This is a genomic window from Clostridium puniceum (assembly GCF_002006345.1).
Classification (GTDB): Bacteria; Bacillota; Clostridia; order Clostridiales; family Clostridiaceae; genus Clostridium; species Clostridium puniceum.
On the sequence record NZ_LZZM01000177.1, the window covers coordinates 1 to 24,879 of the forward strand.

Here is a 24,879-nt window from a genome sequence, read left to right on the forward strand (position 1 = left end):
TAAGGTTTTTATCTAAAAGTTTAATAAAGTTATCCATTAAAAATCCTACTTTCAAAATAATAAATCTCTATAATAATATATCAGATTAAATAGAAGTTCAACTAACTATGGAAAGAACCATTTTGATATTGACATTTACACCCCTAAGTTTTAGTATAAAAATCTAATAAAACAAACATCTATTTACTATAATATCATATATTGTAATATTGTGGTGTCTAATTTGAATAGACTCTTTATTTTTCTTGTATATATCTTTCACCACACAAAAATAAGATTTTACTCTACATAAACTCTTATATAACTATATTTAAATATAAAAAATGAGAGTTTACTATGCATAAACTCTCATTTAAATCCAATGCCCTTACACAACAACTTCAAATATATCTTTATCTTCTATCAAATATCTACTGCTGTTGTATTGTTTATTTTCATTAAAATTAAAAATCAATAAATATCCTGTGCTTAATCCTTCTATTTCAAGATAATTTTTTAATTGATTTAATCCCTTCTTATGTGCTTTATCTCCATACCAAATTTTTGTTTCTATAACATATTTACATTTATTATATTGAATAACTATATCTAAACGTCTTTCCTCAGAAATTTGAACCTCTTTATAATCAAAGCCTACTCCATTAATTATAGGTTTAATAAAAGCTAAAAACAAAAGAACTCCTTGTCTTTCTAAAAATTCCGTATCCCTAGTACTATAATTTTCTTTCATAAATTGTTGAAATCTTAGTAAAACCTGCTCCATATGAAGAGTGTTATCTTCTTTTATGAAATTATCTTTAAAATTATATCTAGACATAGCCATAGTATCTGTTTTAGAAATCATATAATTATAAATAACTTCCTTAAAAATTTGATTTGATACAGCTATATTGTTATTTTCATCTTTTATCAAATATCCAAACATATATCCCAAATCTATAACAGGATTATTTATATTATATGAAATTGGTAAACCACAAATTAATATGTTATACAAACATTCATACAACTTTAAGTTATTTTCAAGATTTTTGATTAAATCATCAAATAAAGTATTTTTATCTTCTAACAACACTTTCACAGCTTTTTGTATATCAGAAACTGTCCATTCTCTTTTGACTTCACATAATAAGTCCTCATCAATAATTTGGCATATCCTTGATACTAAAAAAGGATATCCTGAAGTAAACTTGTATATCTCCTTACTAATCACTTCTATATCTAATACTAAATTATTTTCATCCGCATAATTATTTAGCATAGTAATTATATCTATTTCACTAAAACTCATATCCACATTAAAATTAACTGCTATATTCCATGGTGAATTATATCTTATCTCAGAATCATCTCTAACTTTTATCTTCAAATTTTTAATATCATACACTCCAGCTAATATAACTGATTTAAAAGTAGTTGAAAGTTCCTGCTCCCTGCTCAAGTATAAAGATCTCAGCATTCCAAGAAAACTTAAAAACAATCTATTATTAGAATTTTTATCAACTTCATCTATAATAAGTACAATCTCCTCACTTATGGTCACATCCATTATTATATAAGAAAGTTCTGTTAAGGTTGAAGCTTTTTTTATTTCCATCTCTATAAATCTAGCCATAGAATTTATAAAAGTAGTGCAAAATCTTTCTTCAGACGAAAAGTCTTCTCCAATAAGTTCAAAATCCATTCTTATCACTTTATATTTGCTATTTAATCTTTTATATAATTCATTTAGCGTTGTTGTCTTTCCAAACTGCCTAGGTCTATTTATAACAAAGTAAAATTCTTGACTTACAAGCTTTTCTATCTCATCTATCTTACGTGATATATCTACCATATAATGTTTTTTTTGTATACATACCCCTGTTGTATTGAATCTTTTTGTCATGATTTCACTCTCCTTTTTTAGGCATATATAGGTCCGCTAAAAAAATAATTACTTAAATATATTCATCTTTACTCTATTTAAATATGCTTTTCTTATATTATACCCTATAATTTTGCTACTTATATCAAAAAACTTTTCATAAAAAGTCCATTAATATTATAAATTTGATTTAAAGTTTTTAAATTATCTATCTTAACTTCTTTAAATGTATCCATTGCTTGAGTTCCTAAAGAAGTTCTATCAACTAAGAAAATATACCATAACTATATTTTATCATTTATATTGAAAAATTAAAATAACAGCTACTTGGAAGGAGTTTTAATATGGATTATAATAAAATTGAGGATGCAGTATTCAAAAAAGCCATGGAAATCTTCATACTCACTAATAATTTTTAATACTAGTTCACCTTTTTCATTAATAACATCGAAATCATGCAAACGACAATCCTTCCAATTAAATCCAGATATTTCTTGTTTTTATAATTACTTTTCCCGTAATTATTCAATTTGTAACATCATATATAAATATCGTACCACATCACTCATTTTTCCTCCATTAAAATGCTGATTGCATATACTTAATAGAAGTACATATGCAAATTAGATCTAATAGAGTATAATATAATTGTAAAAGTTGTCAAAAATTTACATAATATCAATTATAAAATCGTTATTTTAAAAGGAGGCAATATTTATGAAAAGAAGTAAGAATCTAAGTTTTAATCCATTAAAAGCTTTAAATATAAAAAGCATTATTTATAGTTCAATTATACTATTGATCACTTCTTTGTTTTTTTTAATAGTATTTTCTTTCAACAATTTATATGGAAATTCAAAGATTATTATTTTAAGCTGTTTGATATTTTCATTATTTCTATTATGCTTGGTATTATTAGCTTTCAATACACTTATGAGTTCAATGAAGAGCTTAATTAATAGTTCAATAGAGCTATCTAAAGGAAATTTAAATATTAGTGATATTATTATAATGGAAAATAATGATTTTAAGATTCTTGCAAAAGCTTTTAATCAATTAAAAACCAACTTATTGTTTTTTATTGATAATACGAAGAGGAATATTACTACCTTGTCACAGGTTATTGAAACTTCCTCAACAAGTATGGACATGACTTGTAGAGGAAATGATCAACTGGCTGGATCTATACAGGATATAGCTTCTAATGCTCAACAACAATTGATATTGGTAAATGATACTGTATCCAAGATTAATAGCATTCATAATATAATAAATAATATTTCTAAAAATATAAATGATGTTGAAAAAATGACGTTAAGTTCTAATTCTATTTCTATTGAAGGAAAAGAAAGTTTAAATACATACTATGAAAGTGTGTTAATGATATCTGATAGTATGTCTAATACTGGTGAATTTATCTCAATGCTAAAAAAAAGTATTTCTGAAATAACTAATGTCACTAATTTTATTATTGGAATTAGTGATAACTTAAAACTTTTATCACTTAATGCGTCTATAGAAGCCGCTAGATCTGGAGAAGCTGGAAAAGGTTTTTCTGTTGTGGCCGATGAAATCACAAAGCTTTCTGAATCCGCTAAAGATGAAATTGGTAAGATTAATTCAATAATATTAAATGTTTTAGAAAACAGTACTAAAGTTGAAAAAAGCATAACTAAGAGTATTGATGATTTTGAAAAAGGCAGAGAAACTTTTTCTAAAGTACAAGATGTATTTAATAATATATATGATAAAAATTCAGAAATTTTAAAACAGGTAAATGAAGTAGTTTCAGAGGTTACCAATATTAACTCAATTTCTAATGAAACATACTTGATGAGCCAAAAGGTTTATAAATTTTCATCTTCTGTTTCTGAATCAACTGAATCAGCAGTTGCTGTTATTGAAGAAGAGGTTGCAGAACTTCATGAAATAAATGAAACAATCTCTTCTTTAAATGCATTTATTGAAAAAATAGAAAATTCAACAACTATTTTTGATATTGGAGTAAAGCCAATTAATAATTCAAACTTGAAGAATTTGAACCTTGCTTTCATTCTTCCTGGAATAAAAGGTAGTTTTTTTTGGAATACAATACTTAATGGTGTGCAATATGCAAAAAGGGAACTAATTGCTAAAAAAACTAATGTTGAAATAATTATAGTCCCTTTTAACAATGCTGAAGAATTTGAAAATGATTATATTAAAGCCATTGAACAGTGCATTGTAAATAAATATGATGGAATATGCTTGCATGGTGGAAATGCTAAGAATATCCCTAGTGTTGATAAAGCTGTTTCAAAAGGAATACCAGTTATGACCTTCAATGCTGATTTTACAGCTCCTAGCAAACGATTAGCTTGTGTAAGACCTAATGCATATGAAGCAGGCGCAATTGCTGGGGAAATTATGAAAAATAAAGTTAATGGGACAGGGCGAATAGTTATAGTTGGAAATAAATCAGAGTTTATGATGTAGATACTGTAACTTGTGATTATATTAAAAAAGATATTATTACCTGTGAAATTGGATTAGATCCATTTAGTCAAGGTCATGATTCAACAATACATTTATATAACTATCTTGTAAATGGAAATAAGCCTGAATCAGAAAATATATGGACAAGAGTAGAAATAATTGATAGGGAAAATGTAGATCGTATTTTAAGTTAAAGTAAAAATCTATGATGACCTAGAAATAGATTTTTATTCTAAAAAATAGCCTAACCTAAATCATCTCTAGGTTAGGCTTTAATCCTGCTATAGCTTTTATTATTATTTGTAATTTCTACAAACTTAAAAAATCTACTTGAATGTATATCCAAGTAGACTTCTTTATGACATAAATTTTATTTTACTGCTTCTTCATATAATTTATTAGCAAAATCCCAATTAACAACACTCCACCATGATCCAACATAATCTGGTCTTCTGTTTTGGTATTTTAAATAGTATGCATGTTCCCAAACATCTAAAGTTAGTACTGGTTTTAAGCCTTCGCTAACTGGACTATCTTGATTTGCAGTTGATACAACTTCTAACTCCTTATCCTTGTTAACTACCAGCCATGCCCATCCACTACCAAATCTTGTAGCAGCAGCTTTTGCAAAAGCTTCTTTAAATGCATCAAAACTTCCAAACTTTGCAGTTATAGCTTCTAATAGAACTCCTTTTTCCTGTCCTCCATTTGGAGATAATAACTTCCAGAATAGAGAATGATTTAAGTGTCCTCCTCCATTATTTCTAATAGAAGTTCTTATCTCTGCTGGAATACTCTCTAAATCCTTAACCAATTCTTCAACTGATTTATCTTGAAGTTCTGGATAATTTTCAAGTGCTGCATTTAAGTTATTTACATAAGCTGCATGATGTTTTGAATGATGTATTGTCATTGTAGTTTCATCTATATATGGCTCTAAAGCATTATATTCATATTCTAATTTTGGTAATTCATGTTTCATTTTCTCTTCCTCCAAACATTTATTTTCTATGTTTCAATATTAACACAATTGATAATAATAATCAATAGTATTTAATAACATTTTAAAGTTAATATCCAATTTTTGCTCTTTTCATCTCCAAAAGTCCACCCACTATAATTTCAGATTCCAATACTAGAAATAGAAATGATACTTCATTTATTTTCTTATAAATTTCGTATCGTATACATATTATCATTAACAGCTCTATTCAAGATAAATTTATTATAACAAAATAAATCATTATAACTCAGAATAGCATTTATTAGCTATTTCTTTAACTTCTGCTGCTGGTTCACTTCCTGATAAAACAACAAATTGATCAATATAATTATTATTAAAAATTTGGCAGTAAAAATCTTTTCTCATCTCATCTACATCTTCATAATTTTCCTCAAACTTTTGAAGTAAAGCTTCTTCATCAAGACCAGTTTTATCTATAAAATAATATAAGTTTAATTTATTTACATACTCATCTATCTTCTTAAGATTATCTTTATTTATAACAAAACCAATTATGTAATCCTTATCGGTTTTCTTAGCTCCTTTTTTAATAGTTACTCCCCAGACAGATACCTCAGGTATTTTCTTTGTCTCAATTTTTTTATATGCTACTCTGGTAAAATCTAAGTGTTCTATTATTTCTGCAATTGAAATTGGGAATTCTTCTTGAGTTTTGAAAGATAATAATTTAGAATCTAAAATTCCTAGACAGAAATCATCCCCCATTAGCTCATTTAAAACCTTTACTTTAAAAATATCCTTCTGTTTTATTCCAGAGTAGTTTACAAAAGTATTAACTCCATCTTCATCTTCTTCGCTTCTTACTTTTAACTTATTTCTACCAAATAAAAACATATTCTCCTTCTCCTTTAATCAATAATTGATACAATTATAATGTATTAATTCTGCACAGTCAAAAGTTTAGAACCTGCAAAACATACTTTTATATATATTGTTATATTCTTAAAACAATAAAACCTCGAGAAATCGAGGTTTTTATTGCAAAGGTTGTGCCCATGTATATAATACTTCATTAATTACCTAACAGACTTAAGTACAATCCCTTCCTTAAATCCCCCACGTTCCTCTCTTTTCTTATCCCTAGCCCTCATAAGTTCCTCTTCACTATAACCCAAGCTATCCGCAAGCCCAAATAAAACCTCCATTACATCAGCTAATTCCTCTAAATTTTTATCCTCTAAAAATTCATTAACTTCTTCTTGTAATTTTGCTTCTAAAAGCTTGCACTTTTCTTCACCTGCTACAATTAAAGTATCACACTCGCGTCCATCTGATTTTATTATTTCTGGAATTTTATCTCTTACTAATTTATTATATGTTTTCACTACTTCCCTCTCTTTTCATTGCTATTTATTTTAATATAAATTACTTCCAATAATTCATTATCATTTTACTGAAAGTTATACCTTACTTACCATAAATTCAATTACCTTTTTTTCATTTCCATACTTTAAAACACTATTTTCTTCACAAACCTCAATTACAAAATCACTAAAATAAAAACGTATATCTTCTTCAGTAAAAAACTCTTATATACACCTTCTGTCAAATAGAAATTCTTTTCTATTTCTCTCCCACATCCTGCTCCAAAATTAAAATCATTTATGGAATTTACTCTTCCAATTAAGCAGCCCTCAGGTTTTAATACTCTCCTTATTTCTTTAACTATATTTTTTGTTGTTCTATTATCAAAATAGTGAAGAGATAAATCTGCTAATATCAATCATGATTATTCTCCAACTACAATTCTTTCTCCATCTTCAGCAATGCTTATGTAATTCCTTCTTTCAGCTTCTTCTAGTCCATTCGTAACTGCTTTTTCAATCGTTTCATTTACTTTTACAAATCCAAAGGTCTTAGCAACTTCACGAGTTAGGTCTCCCTTAATTAAACTGATTTGTGCTTTAAGAATGAATTTAATGGCATTTGATATTTCTTGTGGAGAAATATCATCTAATGTTCTTTTTATTCTTGTATTTCCAATTATTCTATAAACATCATATTCACTTGGTTCTTGATCCTCTCTCCAAAAGAATTTCGTATCGTTTGAAATTGTGGTTTTAATTTTACTGATTATAAATAATTCTTCAAACCTTCTATCAATTCTTGCACCTAGTCTGCTTATATTCCAAGCTGTAAGAATTCTTTTGCATAGTTGTCTTTTACTTATCGGTGCTTCTTCATTTATAACAGCTTTAATTTGCTCAATAATAAAACTATTATTTTCATTTAAACAAAATTCTTCTGCGCCTTCTTTTATTATTTCCAGCTTCTTTTCTTTATAGTAATTTAATGCATTTATTTCTTCCTGAATCTTATATGCTTCATATTTAAAACCAACATTACTTGCAGTATTCTCCTCAACCTTTACAGATTGAACTAAAATATTATGCTTACTATCTTCAATTGATTCTTCGTGAATTTTGGGTTCATTTTCTTTTGCCTTTATAAGGGTATCAACTAAATTTTTTATTTTATCTAATTCTTTTTTAGGATTTTCTAGCCAATCAATTATCCAAATTCGATATAAATTCCAACCAAGACCATTTAAAACATTTGGCTGTAGTATATTTCTATCCTTCGCATTTCCGGAATTTTTATAGTTCTCTCCATCGCACATAATTCCTAAAATATACTCATTTTTATTTTTGGGATTAACTATACCTATATCAATTTTATATCCTGAACATCCTATATTACACTTTGTATTATAACCAAGCTCACTTATTCTATTTGAAATAATGTTTTCTATACCAGCTTCTTTTTCCCTAGCATCACCATTTTTAACTATTAATGCATTACTTCCTTTTTGAGCAAATTCAAGAAAGCCTCTAAGCCCTGCTATTCCTTCTGATCTTGTTCTTGCTAAATCAATTTGCTCTGGCTTTAAAGTTGAATATACAATCATTTTCTTTCTTGCTCTAGAAATTGCAACATTTAGTCTTCTCCATCCACCATCACGGTTAATTGGTCCAAAGTTTAGCGCCACTTTTCTTTCTTGATCTGGTCCATATCCTATAGAAAATAGTATTACATCTCTTTCATCACCTTGAACATTTTCTAAATTTTTAATAAAAATTGGCTCCTTAGAATTTAAGTTTATTTCTTCTAATTTAGGTTCTTTTTGAAATGCTGCTACAAGCATATCATCAATTAAATTTTGTTGAACTGAGCTAAAGGTTACAACTCCAATACTATCCTTTCTAAGCTTTGGATCTTTTAGTCTCCTTAATATTTCATTTACAATATGCTCTGCCTCAGCTTTATTATGCTTTGTCTTCCCTCTATCATAATATCCATCTACTTGAACAAATTTTACTTCTGAAACTAAATCATTTGGTGAAGGAAATGTAAATAAATTATTATCATAATATTTAAAGTTACTATAAGCAATCAAACTTTCATGCCTTGATCGATAATGCCATAACAAATGCTCCTGAGGCATTGATAATGCTAAACAATCATCAAGTAAACTTTCAAGATCTTCCTTATCATAATTATCCTCATCATACCTATTGCTTGTAAAGAAACTTGTTGGAGGTAATTGTTTCGGATCACCTACAACTATAACATTTTCCCCCCTAGCCATAGCTCCTACTGCCTCGCATGTTGGCATTTGAGATGCTTCATCAAAGATGACCAAATCAAACTTTGGAAAGCTCGGATCAATATATTGTGCAACTGATATAGGACTCATTAGCATACATGAGCATAGTCTTCTTATAAGATTAGGAATACTATCAAATACTTTTCTTATAGAAAGCATTCTTCCACCACTTCTAATTGCCTTTTGCAGTATACCAATCTCAGATGATGCTGACGAGTTAGCAGCATTATTAGGTACTTTAGAAGATAATCTTGAAATAAGCTCATGTATTGTTATATCTTCAAATTCCTTACATAGATTTTTATATTTTTCTATTATATCTTCAAATATAGCTCCTTGAAATTCCTTAAGTGATTCGCTTTTTTCTATAATATTAATAGCACATGATAAAGAAAGATTACAGTAAAAACTTTCTTCTAGATTATTTTCTAATGTTTTACCTTCTTCGTATGCTGCTACAACATTATTTAAACCCATTGAAATAAGCTTGGATTTTTCCTTTAAATAAACGCTCCATTCTTTTAATTTATCTAAATTCGAATGCCATTTTTCTGACTTTTCTAAAGCTAAACAAATCCATGATCCTTGCTTTCTTAATTGTTCAAAATCTATTCCACAAATTTTGTTTAATTCTTCTTCTGCACTACTACAAGCTTTGAATGTTCTTAAAATACTTTCAAATAACTCCCTATTATAGTTTTTAAAGTTTTCTAAATTAGAAAGCTCCTTGCCTAATTTATCTTTAACTTTATTTTCCTCTGAATTATTTTTGCAAGCTTTTGCAGTTGCTTCTTGAAGTTTTACACATTCATCAAAAGCTTTTTCTAATTTATTCCAATGTGATTTTGTTGAATTCCATAAGGCTCCAAAACCTTCTACAATTCTTATGTCAGTTTTACTGATTTCTTCTTCTTTTTCTTTATATTCATTTAAAAGCTTATATAATTCTTCAATATTATTTTTGCTAATATTTCCAGGTTCTTTAGCATATAATTTTAATTCTTTTACTAACCTTCCTTGAGACATGAGCCTTTTAATAAACCAACTTGTATTAGCTTTTTTAAATTCTAATTCAGCTGTTTGAACATCATATTTAAAAACTTGATCTTCAAACTTACTAATAATTTGATTTTCTAATTCATCTTTACGTCTTCCAACCTTACAAATATTCCTTACATTTTGCTCCATTAATTTTAATTCAAAATTTAAAAATAAGTTTTTAGGTATGTAAGCTGAATTATTAATTACTTCAGTCAATTCATTAATATTTTTAATATTTAAATGTTCATCTACAAAATCAAATCCTAGCTTTTCACAAATGCTCTGATAACTTATATTTAATTCCTTCAAAGCTTTAATATAATCTTCTAGAATTTTAGTTAGTTTTTCTTTAGTTTCAATTGAATAAGTTATGCTCGTAATTTCTTTGAGTCCATTATCTTTAACTCCACCACATTCAATTCCTGCAACTTTGAACTTCGATAATTCATCTATCCAATTTTGATGTTTTTCATAAGTTAAACTGTTTATTTGCTCTTGGCTAAAAGAAATATTACCTTTATAATCTATGTATTTCTCATGTTTTGATATGGCATCATATAAAGATACACCATACTCTTGCTTTTTATGTATTTCTGAAATTACATTATTCAAATTTTTTCTGAGTTCATGTAATCTTTCAGCTTTTTCATTATAATTTTCTGGCTCTTTAATATTACCAACTTGAAGTACCTTTTCTAATTGATTTAGAAAATCTTTTTTCTTCGCTTTATTAGAATGCAATTCTAAACAAAATGGGCCAACTCCAATATTTTCCAATCTTTTTTGCACAACATTTAAAGCAGCCATCTTTTCTGCCACGAATAAAACTGATTTTCCTTGAAATAACGCATTTGCAATCATATTAGTTATTGTTTGAGATTTGCCTGTTCCTGGTGGTCCATGTAAAACAAAACTTTCTCCTTTTGAGGCTGCATATATTGCTGATAATTGTGATGAATCTGCACTTGTAGGAACTGCCATATCTAAAGGTGTTACATTCTTATCTAATTGTTTTGAAGAAAGAAATACCTCTTGAGCTTGCCAATCCATCTTACCTGAAATTAAGCTAGCAACAATTTTATTTTTCTTTAAATCCTCTGCTCTATTTTTAATATCATTCCACATTACAAATTGGCTAAATGAAAAAACACCTATATATGAAAATTCTTCTACATCCCATTTCTTCTTACTCATAACAGCTTGTCTAATAATATTAAACACAAGCTTCAAATCAATGCCGCTATCATCTGTAGGTAAAGGATCTAATCCACCAATATTTATTCCAAAATCCTGTCGTAGCATTTCAAGGAGTGTAATATTCATTTGTGGTTCTTCATCTCTAATTCTTATAACAAATCCTTTTTGCTGCACTTTCCTTACTATTTCAATTGGTATCAAAACAATTGGAGCATATCTAAGCTTTTCGCTAAGATCAGATTCATACCACTTTAAAAATCCCAATGCTAAGTAAAGTGTATTTGTACCATTTTCCTCTAAACTAAGTTTTGCCTGTCTATAAAGACTTGTCAACTTATATTCAAGTTCTCTTTCATCTAAAAAAGTTCTAATTCTTTTACTCTTAAATTCATTCTTAATTAAAGTATCAAGAACACTATTTGAATTTTCAATTTCATAGATTTTTGTATCTCTTAAAGCATTATCAAAATCATTAGGCCTTGCCATTATCCTAAAATCATTTCCATCTGCTAAAGCATCTTCTAACTTGCATAAGTCATTTATCATTAACTGAACGGCACTTTTTGTTATACGAAAGCTCAATAAAGTATTTCTTAAACTTAAATCCAGAAGCTTTCTTTCCCAAAGCTGCTGCTTAGACACTTCAACTTTATCTACATTTTGAACCTTTGGCAAAAGCTCCATTTCTTTTGGGGCATTTGTAACTTCTTCATCTTTTCTTTTTTCAAATTCTACTAATTCGAAGGTACCATTTAAATTTTTTCTCATTGGAATTGGTCTTATTCCACTGCCTCTACTACGCTTAACATCTACTAATAATTCAAATACATTTTCATCTAATATGTTGCTTTCTCCCAATTTTACTGCTTCATCAAAATTTATCGTTTTTCCTCTCGTAAGAGCTGTACTTTCAACTAAGCAGATTTCATTAATTCCATCTGCTAATCTTTTTGTTAGTACTGTTATGTCATCCTGAATAGCTTCTGAAAAACTTTCTTCCTCAAGCCAACATCCAATAAAAGCATGACCTTTTATCATAATCACTAATGGATTTAATCCAATTGCTTCAAGGCAACTTGCATATAATAAGGTTAAATCTAAACAATTCCCCATCTTTTCTTCAAAAATCTTATCACAAAGCCTGACTCTTTGTCCTATTATTTCATAACTGGCTGGAGAAACATTGTAATTTATATTTTCTTTTTGAAGGGCTGCATATATAGCTGCCATTTGTTTTTTTACTACATTAGGATTTCTAGTATAGTACGCCGTAAAAGATGGATCACCTGTCCATTCCTTTAAAAATTCACTTGCCTTTATAATAATTTCAGAAATTTTAGGATGATTTGGCGTTACAAAAGCACATACCACCTCTGGCATTATTCGAGTACCACCCCATTCATCATAAGCTAAAATTTCAATATCATCCATATGACTATATATTTTTTCTTCTCCTCTTATAACTTCAAAGAAGATAGTTCCAGTAATTTTTTCTGTGAGTTCAAATAAAAACTGTGATGAAAGCTTAATATTTACTGGTGTAATTTCTATTGCTTGCTTAGGTTCTATGCATTCAATATGGGTTTCATATTCATAAGCAAAATTAGGCTCAAAACGAATTTTAAGCTTTAAATTTTTCATTTCTTCATCACTATCATTATGTACCGTTAGATTTTTAATTATAGGCACATAATTTTGCTGCATAGCAAAATTTATGGCACCACTATAAAGACATGAAATTTTAATTTTATCTTCCATAAAATTCACCTTTTTCAAAAAATATTCTTTAAATATTATTATAACACCTATTATTGCATTTTACAGGAACTTTTTGTTAATAATATCCTCTTCTTCTAAAAGCATAAGTCACCTTTAGTCTTTCAAGCATTTCAAAAACTACAGGACACACACTTGCAAAATCAATTCTGCTAAGTAAACTGAATAATCCTTCTCGACCTTTTCAAATTCTTCTTTTATTTTTGATGGTTCTATCACGATATCTTCTCCTCTACAATTTTTCATCTACCACTTTAATAAAATCATTATACGTCATTCCTAACTTCATCCTTTTATTTAGCTCATTGATTTTAAAACATTAGTAGAAGCCTTTGATGCTCCCCTAATGTTTATTTTATTAATTTTGAGTCTTACCAACCTCCACCATACTGCTCAGGTGATTTCCCCTTTGATTCTATGATCATAGGATTTAAAATAACTGGTGCTTCAGCATCATATTCCACTAATTCTACGTTAAACTCCCACTCATCTCCAAAATCAAATAAATATAAAAATCGCTCACCTTTATAAAGTTCTAAACTTTCAATGGTAGTATTTTCTGCTATATCACCTTCATGTTCTACATATTTACAATTTATCGTCTTTCCTGTTTTTCGATTTCCTCCCATATAAAATGCATAAAGATGATCGTCATCAAATTTAAATGCCTTTTGAATAGCACTATGTAAATCTCCTAAAGTATGTTTATATGATAAATCTATCTTTCTCCATATTGTCTTTGATAAGCTTACTTTAAAAGTGTAATTTCCACCTTTATTTATTTTACCCTTTACCTCTACTGTATTTTTTACAGTATTTTCTTTAAAAATATTTTTGAAAACATCAAATATGTATTTTTCTTTATTAATTTTAACTTTTACTTTCATAGCTTCTAATAAAAATATAACATCTTCTCTATTCCAATATTGAATAACCTCTTTCAAAAGAAAACTGCATATTTCTATTCCAAATTGATTTGGCGAAAAACTTTTTATTGAATCTTCATATCTACCTTTTGCTCCATCAATTAATTCTAATTCACCAAAACCAAAAAACTTTAAATGATGAAAAAATGCTGCACCTGTAGAATACATTATATTAGAAATATTCATTACTTCTTTTACAATTGTATCTCCTTCTTTTGCGTTAGCTATACGAGCTAAAATATTATAAAAAGCTACTATATTGTGGAGTCTATCAAATTTTATTTCAAAATCATATTTAGTCCAGTAGGTTTGCAGCATAAAAACATATTTTTCATATTCATTTAAATTTAAATAATTTTCTAACTTCTCTGTTTTTACAAGTCGAACTTTTCCTTTTTCATCACTAACTTTTATAAAAAGCTTACTTGAAAGAGATAATTCAAACATTAAATCTATTGCAAAATATTTATCTTGATTATGGCTAGGCTTTTCTACATCTTTGTTATTTTCAAGTAACATATTTAAATTATAACAATCTTTTCTGCTCAATACTTCTTGAGCCGCTGATAATATAGATTTTTCAGCCTCAACAAATTTTATAAATTTTTCAAAATCTTTTATTGTATTTCTAATTTTATTCACTTAAAAATCCATCCTTTAATCTTTTTCTTGTATCTATACTCTATTATGGTAATACTACTGCTACTCTTGCTTTTCCATCTGTCTTTAAACTTCTGTATATATGTTGAAGAAAGTTTAATTGGTTATTTGATGTCATGCAAGTCAAGTCGTCTCTTGTAGCTCTTTCACCACCTTTTTAGTTCCAAATGGAGGCGTACTTCTTATATGTAGTTGACTATTATTCATCATTAAAAACAACTCGGATTCCCTAAATTACATGATAAATACATTATTCTTTTTATAGAACCTTATAAAAAGAATAATGTATACTAAAGTAATAATCAAGAGGTTAACACTAAGATCTTGATTACTACTTTAGTATACATTGAATCATCAATAGGCTTCTATATCTAATACTATGATGAAGGAAAGATATTTTTATTCTTATATAAATCTTTCACAAACTTTACAACACTCCATGAATTATATACCTATACTTGCCCAAAAATATATTCATTATACCAAGATTTTGTTAGTTCTTCTTTTTCTCCTAAACCATAATCATCAATGATTTTACTAATTTCTTTTTGAGTAAATCCAAAGTACTCATCATAATATTAATCTCCCATTGGTTTCATAAAAATGTTCATCCTCTTCTCTATACTCTGCATACATAAACTCCTGGAATTTTATATGAATATATATGATTATAAGATTTTTATTTTATTAATTACCATTGTAATTATAATGAAATATATAAATTATTTAGAAATTAAGCGTGCTTAATACAAATGACTGTACGTAAGTCAGCCTCTTTCTCTCCTATTATATGATTTAATTTTAGACTGTAATTATATCTATACTTTTAGCTTTCTTGAAAGCCTCTCTTAAGTAATTAACAAAATAATAGACCGAAAATGTGCCTTTATTCCCAAAAAGTACTATTGTACCTTTCTTTGTAATATTCAAAGAAACTGCTCTCCTAATTTAGTCAAGTTCATGTAAAGCAAAGTTGATTATAAGACATGCCAGATGCTTTCTTTCCCAGTGCTGTGGATCAGAAAGTGCAAGTCTTGTGGTTCCCTCCGTAAACATAATAATTCCAAGTAACAAGCGCGAAAGTGCAACTCTTGCTCTTGCATGTGGGGTAAATTGAATTTTTTCTTCTGCAGCGGAGTTATATCCATCTATTAACCCTTTATTATTTTCAAGGTAACCAAGATAATCTATGGCAAAAAAATCAGCATAGTAATCGCCAAAGAAACATCTTTCCGTATCTATAAGACCAGCAAAATTTCCTGTTTCGTCAATAAATACATTGTTATCAAACAAGTCATAATGTATAAGTCTAGGAACTTTTACCTCCTCAAGAGCTGCTTCCCATTTTCTTATAAAGCGAAGTATTTCCGACAGTTCTGGAAGCATATTTCCTTGCTTGTCAGCATCTTCTATTAGGGTAAATATCATATCATAATAAGCATCTTTCCAAGTGTTGTGCATACGTACTTGTGTAAAACCAAATTTCTCATTTTTAATGTTATGTATTTGTCCTAATGCTTGACCAAATTGATATTGCCAGCCATACATCTGCTCTTCAGTCAGATCTACATCACATAATAATTTTCCTGGAAGCTCGCTCATGATAAACCAGTGATTACCTATTACTTCATGGCCGCTATGTATTATTTGAGGTATTTTTATATTGGTATACTTTCTAATTTGTTCATATGCCCAAAGCTCAACGTTCATGATACCTTTTTCATGTGTAAGCGTAATTGTTCCTTCGCTTGGTCCGATTTTTAGTATATACTTTGCAGCTTTTGTATAAATCATGTATGCAACATTAAATTCTCCACCTGTTAACTCCTCGATTTTAACTAAGTCCTTAATACCAGCAACCTCAATCATTTGTATTAATTTTTCTTCACTTATCTTTGCCTTTGTTCTTGAATGCATGTTATAAACCCTCCTTTAAATATTTAGTGTACATTTTTTAATCTTTTTACAATTGCAAATTTTCTTCTATTCCTTCAAATATTATTGTCTTATTTATTTCTATTTCTCCTTAGTATGATAAATTTGAAATCCAACTTTCGGCATCTGCAATATTCTTAAAGGTTCTAAAATTGTTTCCTTTGTTAGCCTCCATAATCATTTCTTTAAATCTATCATTATATATTTCTTCGTCTTCTATAATAGCCGCAACTTTTACATGGTAGTTTATAAATTTTTGTAATGCCATGCCTGCAAGTCTTGTCTTAAGATTATAAAAATCTTCAGATAATACATTTGAAGGAAATATAATTGTATAAACATCATTTTCCATACAAATGGATATACAATCCACCACATCTTGCTCTGAAGAAAGTTTCCATGCTCCAGAAACAAACTCAATATATTTAATATTATTTTTATTTACTACTCTATAATTCAACAAGTTCTCTCTCCTTATAAATCTCTTTGTTCCACAAGCATAGAGATAGAATTTAGAATTTCTTCAATGAAGCTTATATTCCCCCATAATAAAACTCTTAACCTGTTTTCTTTTTCATCATATTTCATATTAATTGTTGATTTCCCCATTTTAGGGTCTTTACAGTTTATTATTGCTATAAGAGTATTGGATATTCTAAAATATTCTTCTTTATCTACATCATCTATATCAACAACAGTAGATACATTTACTTTTCGCTTTTCAGTTTCTTTAACTTCTCCATTAGTAAGAAAATCAATATTTGATTCTTCGGCAATATTTTTATCATTTATATTAACATTATTCTTTTCCATAAAAAGACTTAAATCATGACCTGAAATTCTCCATTGTTTTCCTACCTTGCTTGCTGCAAGCTTACCTTCTGTTATAAACTTTCTTATAGTTTTGTGATGCATACCTAGTATTTCTGCGATTTTATCTATTGTATAAAATTGATTCTCCATAAAAAATCTACCCTTTCAAAATTAATCTATAGTCAAATTATAATAATTCTTTTCACCATCGTCAAGTATTTTATTGCATTTTATTGTATTTTGTTGCACTTTATTGAGTTGGAGATGCAAAAAATTTGCTATCCTCATTACTGAATTAATTTATTATGTTTTTCTTACTTTTCATTCACTGTAATATATTTTTAATCATTAATCATAAATAAACCACCATTCCTTTGTAAATTGGATTTACAAAGGAATGGTGGTTTTTTATTATTTTAAAGCCAAATTTTTATCCTACTGCAAAATGTTTACTATACCCTTTAACTAAATTTTGCCTATTATATTTCGGTATTCAGCATTTTGCTGCTTGTAATGTCGATAACTTTCTCAATCTTTTATGCCTTGGAACACTAGATTTATTCTTTCATTTTTTCCTCCTTATCTCCTAAAAACACTTTTTAATTTTTAAATATCTAGTTCATCTAAATATTCTCCATAACCTAATTCCTTCATTTTATCCATAGGAATAAATTTAAGTGCAGCTGAATTAATGCAATATCTTAACCCCCCTGCATCTTCTGGTCCATCATTAAATACGTGCCCTAAGTGAGCATCACCGATATTACTTCTTACCTCTGTTCGTACCATACCATGACTTTCATCCTTTTTTTCTTTAATAACTTTTCTTGTTATAGGCTTTGAAAAGGCAGGCCATCCGCAACCCGAATCAAACTTGTAAGAAGACATAAATAAAGGCTCTCCTGTTGTTATATCTACATATATTCCTTTTTCATAAAAGCTATTGTACTCATTATTAAATGGTGCTTCTGTAGCATTTTCTTGGGTTACTCTATATTGTATTTCTGTCAAATTTTCTTTTAATTCTTTCACTGACTTTTTTACATATTTCTCATCCATTTTATTACCTCCATAAAACATATTATAAATATAATTCCTCATTTAATTATATTATAAACATATAATTCTTAATAGGTATCAATTCCCACCAATAGCAGATTGTGCTTTTAGAAACAATACCATTATTCAATATTATTGTTTCTTGTGAAGTATATATTTTATTCATTTAAATCCAATAACTTTACACAATTATGTTGAAAAGGTTGTGCCCATGTATATGATACTTCATTAATCTTAATCATTTATTAATATCACTTACTACAGCTTCATACCTTCCTTCAACACTATCATAAATTCTTTCTTTATTTATCGAATTAGCTCTCAATTAATGCTATTATTTTATTAAAAGATTATGAAAGAGGGCAATACTATAAATCAAGGAGGTTTTTTCATGTAATATATCCAATATAAAGATTATCTCACCTATGATGAAAATGAAAGAATTGAAATAATTGAAGGTAAAATTATTAATATGATCCAAGCTCCAAGTAGAATTCACCAAGAAATATTATCAGAAATACTTTTTTAAATAAAGCAATATATTGAATCCAATAATGGTTCGTGTGAAGTTTATCCTACCCCTTTTGATGTAATACTTAAAAATAATGATGAAAACGTAATTGATAGTAGAAATATACACATATAAAAAGAGTGCAAAGCACAATATGTAACTTATTAAGCACAACCAGATATATCAGTTATATGTGATAAAATAAGAGTCTACTTTACGTAAACTCCCAATAAAACATATCATTTCCAAGTTTTATCTGGGCATATTTTAAGTTCTACTATGTGTTTTTACTACCATAAGTAATGACTATATCAGCGCTAGCAAAAGAATTAAACAATCATCATTTTAAAAACAAAAAAATAACAAGTTCCCTGCATTATATAGTTGAACTTGTTATTTTCATAGTTTGTTTATATAGGTTTAATTCACAATCAAAAATAATAAACTAATACCATCATATACTTGTCCATTATTTTTTCATGTGTTTAACTAGAGAGCATATTAATTATTTATATATTATCTAAGCATCCATCCTGAAATTACCATCATTTGAACTTCTGATGTTCCTTCATAGATTTCTGTTATTTTGGCATCACGCATCATTCTTTCAATTGGATAATCACTTGTATATCCATAACCACCAAATAATTGTAAGCAACGATTAGTTACATCAGTAGCATTTCTAGCAGAAACTAATTTTGCCATAGCTGCTAGATGTGTAAATTTTTCATGATCATCTTTTGCACTTGCTGCTTGATATACTAAAAGCTTTGCAGCTTCTGTATTTGCACGCATTTGAGCTAATTCAAATTGTGTATTTTGGAATTGTGCAATAGGACGCCCAAATTGAACACGTTCTTTAACATATTTTACAGTTTCCTCTATTGCCCCTTCTGCAATACCAAGAGCTTGGGCAGCAATACCAATACGGCCTCCATCAAGAGTTGCCATTGCAATACCAAATCCTTTGCCTTCTTCTCCTAAAAGATTTTCTTTTGGAACTATGCAGTTATCAAAAAATAATTCACATGTAGAAGATGCACGGATTCCCATCTTTAATTCATGACTTCCAACTGAAAATCCTTGGAAATCTTTTTCAACAATAAATGCTGAAATACCTTTTGTTCCTTTACTCTTATCTGTCATAGCCAAAACAATATATATATCTGCATATCCTGCATTAGTAATAAATATTTTGCTTCCATTTAATACATAATTATCGCCTTCTAAAACTGCTGTTGTCTTTTGCATTGAAGCATCAGTTCCTGCGACTGGTTCTGTTAATCCAAAGGCTCCTAATTTTTCTCCTAAAGCAAGTGGTTTTAAATATTTCTCTTTTTGCTCCTCTGTACCATATGTGTAAATTGGTGTTGCACAAAGACTTGTGTGAGCTGAAACTATAACACCTGTTGTTGCACAGCATTTAGATAATTCTTCTACACATTGTATATAACTTAAGGTATCCATGCCTGCTCCGCCGTATTCTTCAGGAAATGGAATTCCAAGTAAGCCCATTTCAGCCATTTTGGCTACATTTTCTTCTGGGAAACGCATACTTTCATCTATTTCTTTTGCAATTGGTTTTACCTCATTTTCTGCAAAATCTCTATACATTTCTTGTAATTGTTCATGATTTTCATCTTGTTTAAAATTCATATTAATTTCCTACCTCTCTTTTTGTTTCCTTTTTATTTTATGGAATATCAATTGTATTTTGATTGTGATTCATTAATTTAAACCATCTAATGGACAGCATACTTTACCTGGATTCATAATAAAATTTGGATCAAAGACTTTTTTAATGCCTTTCATTAATTCCATATTTACTTCTCCAATGCTATCTGCTAAATAACTCATCTTTCCACTACCAATTCCATGCTCTCCTGAAACAAGACCACCACATTTAATCGCTTCTTCGTAAATGATCTTAAAGAATTTATCAACTCTTGTTTTAAATTCTGCTTCTTCTAAATCATTGCTGCATTGGTATATGTGAAGATTTCCATCTCCTGCATGTCCAAAACTTTTAATTGTTATTCCACACTCTTCCCCTGCTTTATTTACAAAGGCAAGATATGGAGCAATTTTATTTACTGGAACTACAACATCGCATTCATCCAATAACTTTGTTTCTGCCATAATTGCTTCTAAGAAACTAGAACGAGCTGCCCATGCATCTTTTATCTTTGCAGGGGTATCTGCTACAAGAACATCAATTGCTCCAGCCTCTAATACTATTTCACTTGCTTGTTCAATAAGGTCATTTAATTCATCTTCATTACTTGCATCTATAGTAACAAGTAAATAAGCATTTGCATTTACTCCATCAATTACTTGTGGGAATACACTCTTTCCAATATATCTTTCACTAGCTAAAACAATTTCTCTTTCCATGAATTCTAGTGCTTGTGGATTCATATGTTCCATTTTAAATTTAGGAACAGTAGAAATACAATCCTCTAAATTTTCAAAAGGAATAATTAAACTAGCTACTACCTTTGGTGCTGGCATGATTTTCAAAGTAAGTTCTGTAATAATTCCAAGGGTACCTTCTGAGCCAATCATTAAATTTAAAAGGCTGTAACCAGAACTTGTTTTTGATACTGTAGCTCCAAAGTCTGTAATTTCTCCTGTTGGAAGAACTACTTTCATTGCACGTACATAATCACGTGTTGCCCCGTATTTGACAGCTCTCATTCCACCAGCATTTGTTGCAACATTTCCACCTAAACAAGCAAACTTTTCACCTGGATCTGGAGCATATAATAAGCCTTGTTTTGCACAATCCTCTGCAAGATCATTTAATAAAACACCAGCTTCTACATGAACAACAAAGTTTTCAAAATCATAAGAAAGTATTTTATTCATCTTTGTAATATCAATTAAAACTCCCCCTAAAATTGGAACTGCCCCTCCTACAAGACCTGTTCCTGCTCCTCTTGGAGTTACTGGAATCTTATTTTCATTACATATTTTTACTACCTTACAAACTTCCTCTGTAGAATGTGCCATAAATACAACTTGTGGAGCTTTCTTTCCATAAATAGGCATTTCATCATGGCAATAATCTTCATTAATATCATCACCTGTCAAAATATGCCCTGGAGCCGCCTCCTTTAATTTCTTAATTAATTCTTCTGTCAATTGATTATACTCATCCATAATACTCATTCCTTCCTAACATAATTAGTATAAAAGTCGATTTGCAGTTTATGCCTTAAAGTGTTCCTATAAAACATACGATTCCACCGATAACTATATAGCACACAAAATATTTAAATACACTTCTTAAAATTTTACTTTCTGAACCAGATTGATTAATTGCACTTGCACCAATTGCAATGCTTTGAGGACAAATCATCTTTCCAATACCTGCTCCAAGTGTGTTTGCAGCTGCCATCCACCCTCCAGAAAGTCCAAGATTTTGTGCTGTTTGCGCTTGCAATCCTCCAAATAAAACACTAGTTGATGTACCTGAACCTGTAACAAAACCTCCAATAGCTCCAATTAATGGTGATATAAGCGGATATGCTCCTCCTGTAACTACAACTAAAAGACTTGCAATATCTGAAATCATTCCACTATAGCTCATTACCTTTGCTGTTGACATAACTGCACAAATTGTAACAATTGTTTTCCAGTTTGCTTTTAATGTGCCTTTAAATACATCAAACATAGTTGATATTTTTGCACCTTGAATGATACCTCCAATAATTGCAGCAATAAAAATAATAATACCCGGTGTATTAATCCAGCTAAAAGTCAACGTATTTCCACCTTTACCAGCATATACGCTTGTACTTGTTTTAAATACTGCAATTGCATCATGAATTGGTGCACATAATGTAGACGTGAACATTAACATTAAAAATATTAAAATAAATGGACACCATGCTTGCATGGCTTTACCCAATGATAAAGTTTGTTTTTTTTGTTTATCACCAATTTCAATGCAATACTCCTTTTGAGGTTCTTTATTAAAGATTTTTGCTGCAACAACTGTACATATCATACAGCAGATAGATCCTACTATATCAGGGAGTTCTGCTCCAACTGCTGTTGCTGTAATATAAGCAGGTACTGTAAATGATAATGCAGCAACTACTGTAATAAGAAATACTCCCTTTAATGCTTTTATTCCACCACCTACAATGAATACCATAACAAATGGACTGACAAAAATAAGAATCGCTTCAATTATTGCTGTATTTGCAGCCAAGGTGTTCGCTCCAATTCCTGTCACTGCAGAAACCGTTACTAAAGGTATTCCAACTGATCCAAATGCAGTTGGTGTACTATTAGCAACCAAACATGATATAACTGCTGAAAATGGATTCAATCCAAGACCAGCAAGCATTGATGCTGGAATAGCAACTGCTGTACCAAAGCCGGCCATTCCTTCCATAAAATTACCGAATCCCCATCCAATAATTAATGTCAAAACCCTTTTATCCATGGAAACTCCAGCTAACATTTCTTTTATAAAATCCATTGCGCCTGTACGTAAAATCAAATTATATGTAAATAAAGCTGCAACAATAACTAAACAAATTGGCCACAATGCGTTAAGTATTCCTTCCAGTACTCCTGTCATAGTGGAAACTCCACTTAATTTCCAGAAAAAAATAGCTAAAAACATGGTAAGAACAAGTGCAATAGAACAAGCTTTATAACCTGGCATTTTTAATCGGCTAAGTGCAATTATGAGCCAAATTATTGGTAATATAGCCATTAAGAATTTAAAAAACAGCATTCTCTTATCCTCCTCTTATATACTTTTCAAGTGTGTAACCCTTTCAAAATTGATATGACCATAACATTATAATTCTCTTGCTTCTCACTTGCTAATCGAATACTGTTTTTACATATATTCTAATTTAATTATTTTTTTATATACTGCGTTTCTTATCCACTTATGTTCTATCAATAGTTCTTTAAATGTACAAGTGTGAATTTATATACATTATTATTCTTATTTCTTTCTGCAGTATTTGGAATTACTGCAACTTCTGCATATTTCTCTTTACTAAACCTATCTACTTTTCTTTTACTTTCTTCATTTCCTCAATCATAACAGGCAGAATCTCAGTTACATTTCCAACTATACTTAAATTAGCCACTTCAAAAATTGGAGCATCTTCATCTTTATTAATTGCAACAATATAATTAGCTCCTGACATTCCAGATGTATGTTGTGTTGCTCCAGAGATACCACATGCAATATAAAGTTTTGGTGCTACTATTTTTCCTGATTGTCCAACTTGATGTGCACGAGAAATCCATCCACTTTCAATTGCTGGTCTTGTTGCACCTACTACACCACCAAGTACACGTGCTAATTCTCCAACAAGTTTGAAATTCTCTTCATTTCCCATTCCACGTCCACCAGAGACAATAACCTCAGCTTCTTCTAAATTAACTGATTCAGAAATCTCTTTTACTGTGTCAACAATTTTTGCCTTAATAACATCTGCAGGGATTTCCACCTTTTTTTCTGTAACGACTGCATTTGAAGTATTTTCTGGCTTTGAAAAACTCCCATTTCTAACTGTAACTACAGCTGGCCCGTTCACTTCAATATGTTCTAAAACTGTACCTCCATAGGCTGGTCTTGTATATATAACTTTACCATCAGTTTCTCTTAATTCTATTACGTCACTTACACAACCTAGACAAATACGTCCTGCAATACGTGGAGCAAGATCTTTAGCAAGTGTTGTGTTAGCTAATAAGAAAAGATCTGGATTTTCTTCCTTAACAGCTTGTGCTAATACTTCTGTCAAAGTATCACAGTCTGTGGCAGTATCTATAAAAATAACCGGAATTCCTAAAGCAGCTACTGTATCTGCAATTGCTCTGTTACCAGCTACAACTGCTGTTCCTTCTGCATCTAGTGCTTTTGCTGCACTAATAAGTTCAAGACTTCCACCTAATGCTTTTTCTCCATCTGTCTCAATAAACAATAATGCTTTCATACGTTTGTTTCCCCCT

17 protein-coding genes and 1 pseudogene are annotated in these 24,879 nt (G+C 29.4%); 1 reads left to right on the top strand and 17 read right to left on the bottom strand.

The window, feature by feature from the left end; translation table 11 throughout:
- Nucleotides 1–367 precede the first annotated feature (367 nt).
- Nucleotides 368–1,885 carry a GxxExxY protein gene (locus CLPUN_RS14235; RefSeq protein WP_077847922.1) on the bottom strand — a complete coding sequence of 506 codons (1,518 nt, stop codon included), beginning with the start codon at nt 1,883–1,885 and terminating at the stop codon, nt 368–370.
- A 696-nt stretch (nt 1,886–2,581) separates the two neighbouring features.
- On the opposite strand from CLPUN_RS14235, the gene CLPUN_RS14240 reads away from it, so the two are divergent.
- Nucleotides 2,582–4,339, top strand: coding sequence for a methyl-accepting chemotaxis protein (locus CLPUN_RS14240; protein WP_077847923.1), 1,758 nt, complete (start codon nt 2,582–2,584; stop codon nt 4,337–4,339).
- A gap of 370 nt (nt 4,340–4,709) precedes the next feature.
- On the opposite strand, the gene CLPUN_RS14245 is transcribed toward CLPUN_RS14240, so the two are convergent.
- From CLPUN_RS14245 to CLPUN_RS14320, 16 genes and pseudogenes are all read right to left on the bottom strand, one after another.
- Complete coding sequence (locus CLPUN_RS14245; RefSeq protein ID WP_077847924.1) at nt 4,710–5,321, bottom strand: superoxide dismutase; 612 nt, start codon at nt 5,319–5,321, stop codon at nt 4,710–4,712.
- 261 nt (nt 5,322–5,582) lie between these two features.
- Nucleotides 5,583–6,197, bottom strand: coding sequence for a hypothetical protein (locus CLPUN_RS14250; protein WP_077847925.1), 615 nt, complete (start codon nt 6,195–6,197; stop codon nt 5,583–5,585).
- A 182-nt stretch (nt 6,198–6,379) separates the two neighbouring features.
- Complete coding sequence (locus tag CLPUN_RS14255; RefSeq protein WP_077847926.1) at nt 6,380–6,688, bottom strand: nucleoside triphosphate pyrophosphohydrolase; 309 nt, start codon at nt 6,686–6,688, stop codon at nt 6,380–6,382.
- A 155-nt stretch (nt 6,689–6,843) separates the two neighbouring features.
- Nucleotides 6,844–7,086 (bottom strand): class I SAM-dependent methyltransferase, encoded by a 243-nt coding sequence (locus tag CLPUN_RS14260; RefSeq protein WP_242954138.1) that lies wholly within the window; start codon nt 7,084–7,086, stop codon nt 6,844–6,846.
- Between the two features lie 6 nt (nt 7,087–7,092).
- Nucleotides 7,093–12,966, bottom strand: a complete 5,874-nt coding sequence (locus CLPUN_RS14265) for a DUF3320 domain-containing protein (RefSeq protein ID WP_077847927.1) — start codon at nt 12,964–12,966, stop codon at nt 7,093–7,095.
- Nucleotides 12,967–13,355: 389 nt separating this feature from the next.
- Nucleotides 13,356–14,552, bottom strand: coding sequence for an IS1096 element passenger TnpR family protein (locus CLPUN_RS14270; protein WP_077847928.1), 1,197 nt, complete (start codon nt 14,550–14,552; stop codon nt 13,356–13,358).
- Between the two features lie 46 nt (nt 14,553–14,598).
- Nucleotides 14,599–14,756: pseudogene (locus CLPUN_RS14275) on the bottom strand (SAM-dependent methyltransferase); the annotation flags it as partial.
- A gap of 615 nt (nt 14,757–15,371) precedes the next feature.
- Entirely contained in the window at nt 15,372–15,500 is a 129-nt protein-coding gene (locus CLPUN_RS29220) for a hypothetical protein (protein ID WP_278281657.1), read from the bottom strand.
- An 18-nt stretch (nt 15,501–15,518) separates the two neighbouring features.
- Nucleotides 15,519–16,487 (bottom strand): phosphotransferase family protein, encoded by a 969-nt coding sequence (locus tag CLPUN_RS14280; RefSeq protein ID WP_077847929.1) that lies wholly within the window; start codon nt 16,485–16,487, stop codon nt 15,519–15,521.
- A 109-nt stretch (nt 16,488–16,596) separates the two neighbouring features.
- The gene (locus CLPUN_RS14285; protein WP_077847930.1) at nt 16,597–16,965 is read right to left on the bottom strand and encodes a DUF4180 domain-containing protein; all 369 of its coding nucleotides are present in this window, start codon (nt 16,963–16,965) and stop codon (nt 16,597–16,599) included.
- Between the two features lie 14 nt (nt 16,966–16,979).
- The gene (locus CLPUN_RS14290) at nt 16,980–17,468 is read right to left on the bottom strand and encodes a helix-turn-helix domain-containing protein (protein WP_077847931.1); all 489 of its coding nucleotides are present in this window, start codon (nt 17,466–17,468) and stop codon (nt 16,980–16,982) included.
- A gap of 456 nt (nt 17,469–17,924) precedes the next feature.
- A complete protein-coding gene (gene msrB / locus CLPUN_RS14295) occupies nt 17,925–18,377 on the bottom strand; it encodes a peptide-methionine (R)-S-oxide reductase MsrB (RefSeq protein ID WP_077847932.1) in 453 nt (150 codons plus the stop codon).
- Between the two features lie 1,027 nt (nt 18,378–19,404).
- Entirely contained in the window at nt 19,405–20,544 is a 1,140-nt protein-coding gene (locus CLPUN_RS14305; protein ID WP_077847933.1) for an acyl-CoA dehydrogenase, read from the bottom strand.
- Between the two features lie 72 nt (nt 20,545–20,616).
- Nucleotides 20,617–22,050 (bottom strand): FAD-binding oxidoreductase, encoded by a 1,434-nt coding sequence (locus CLPUN_RS14310; RefSeq protein ID WP_077847934.1) that lies wholly within the window; start codon nt 22,048–22,050, stop codon nt 20,617–20,619.
- 55 nt (nt 22,051–22,105) lie between these two features.
- Nucleotides 22,106–23,641 (bottom strand): L-lactate permease, encoded by a 1,536-nt coding sequence (locus CLPUN_RS14315; RefSeq protein ID WP_077847935.1) that lies wholly within the window; start codon nt 23,639–23,641, stop codon nt 22,106–22,108.
- A gap of 283 nt (nt 23,642–23,924) precedes the next feature.
- Nucleotides 23,925–24,863: an electron transfer flavoprotein subunit alpha/FixB family protein gene (locus CLPUN_RS14320; protein WP_077847936.1), complete on the bottom strand. Its 939-nt coding sequence runs from the start codon at nt 24,861–24,863 to the stop codon at nt 23,925–23,927.
- Nucleotides 24,864–24,879 lie beyond the last annotated feature (16 nt).

Bases quoted from the DNA above. Each gene is read 5' to 3' on its own strand.
- CLPUN_RS14240 (WP_077847923.1), top strand. From the start codon at position 2,582: ATGAAAAGAAGTAAGAATCTAAGTTTTAATCCATTAAAAGCTTTAAAT.
- CLPUN_RS14245 (WP_077847924.1), bottom strand. From the start codon at position 5,321: ATGAAACATGAATTACCAAAATTAGAATATGAATATAATGCTTTAGAG.
- CLPUN_RS14265 (WP_077847927.1), bottom strand. From the start codon at position 12,966: ATGGAAGATAAAATTAAAATTTCATGTCTTTATAGTGGTGCCATAAAT.
- CLPUN_RS14280 (WP_077847929.1), bottom strand. From the start codon at position 16,487: ATGCATTCAAGAACAAAGGCAAAGATAAGTGAAGAAAAATTAATACAA.
- CLPUN_RS14250 (WP_077847925.1), bottom strand. From the start codon at position 6,197: ATGTTTTTATTTGGTAGAAATAAGTTAAAAGTAAGAAGCGAAGAAGAT.
- CLPUN_RS14310 (WP_077847934.1), bottom strand. From the start codon at position 22,050: ATGGATGAGTATAATCAATTGACAGAAGAATTAATTAAGAAATTAAAG.
- CLPUN_RS14305 (WP_077847933.1), bottom strand. From the start codon at position 20,544: ATGAATTTTAAACAAGATGAAAATCATGAACAATTACAAGAAATGTAT.
- CLPUN_RS14315 (WP_077847935.1), bottom strand. From the start codon at position 23,641: ATGCTGTTTTTTAAATTCTTAATGGCTATATTACCAATAATTTGGCTC.
- CLPUN_RS14320 (WP_077847936.1), bottom strand. From the start codon at position 24,863: ATGAAAGCATTATTGTTTATTGAGACAGATGGAGAAAAAGCATTAGGT.
- CLPUN_RS14290 (WP_077847931.1), bottom strand. From the start codon at position 17,468: ATGGAGAATCAATTTTATACAATAGATAAAATCGCAGAAATACTAGGT.
- CLPUN_RS14235 (WP_077847922.1), bottom strand. From the start codon at position 1,885: ATGACAAAAAGATTCAATACAACAGGGGTATGTATACAAAAAAAACAT.
- msrB (WP_077847932.1), bottom strand. From the start codon at position 18,377: ATGGATGAGAAATATGTAAAAAAGTCAGTGAAAGAATTAAAAGAAAAT.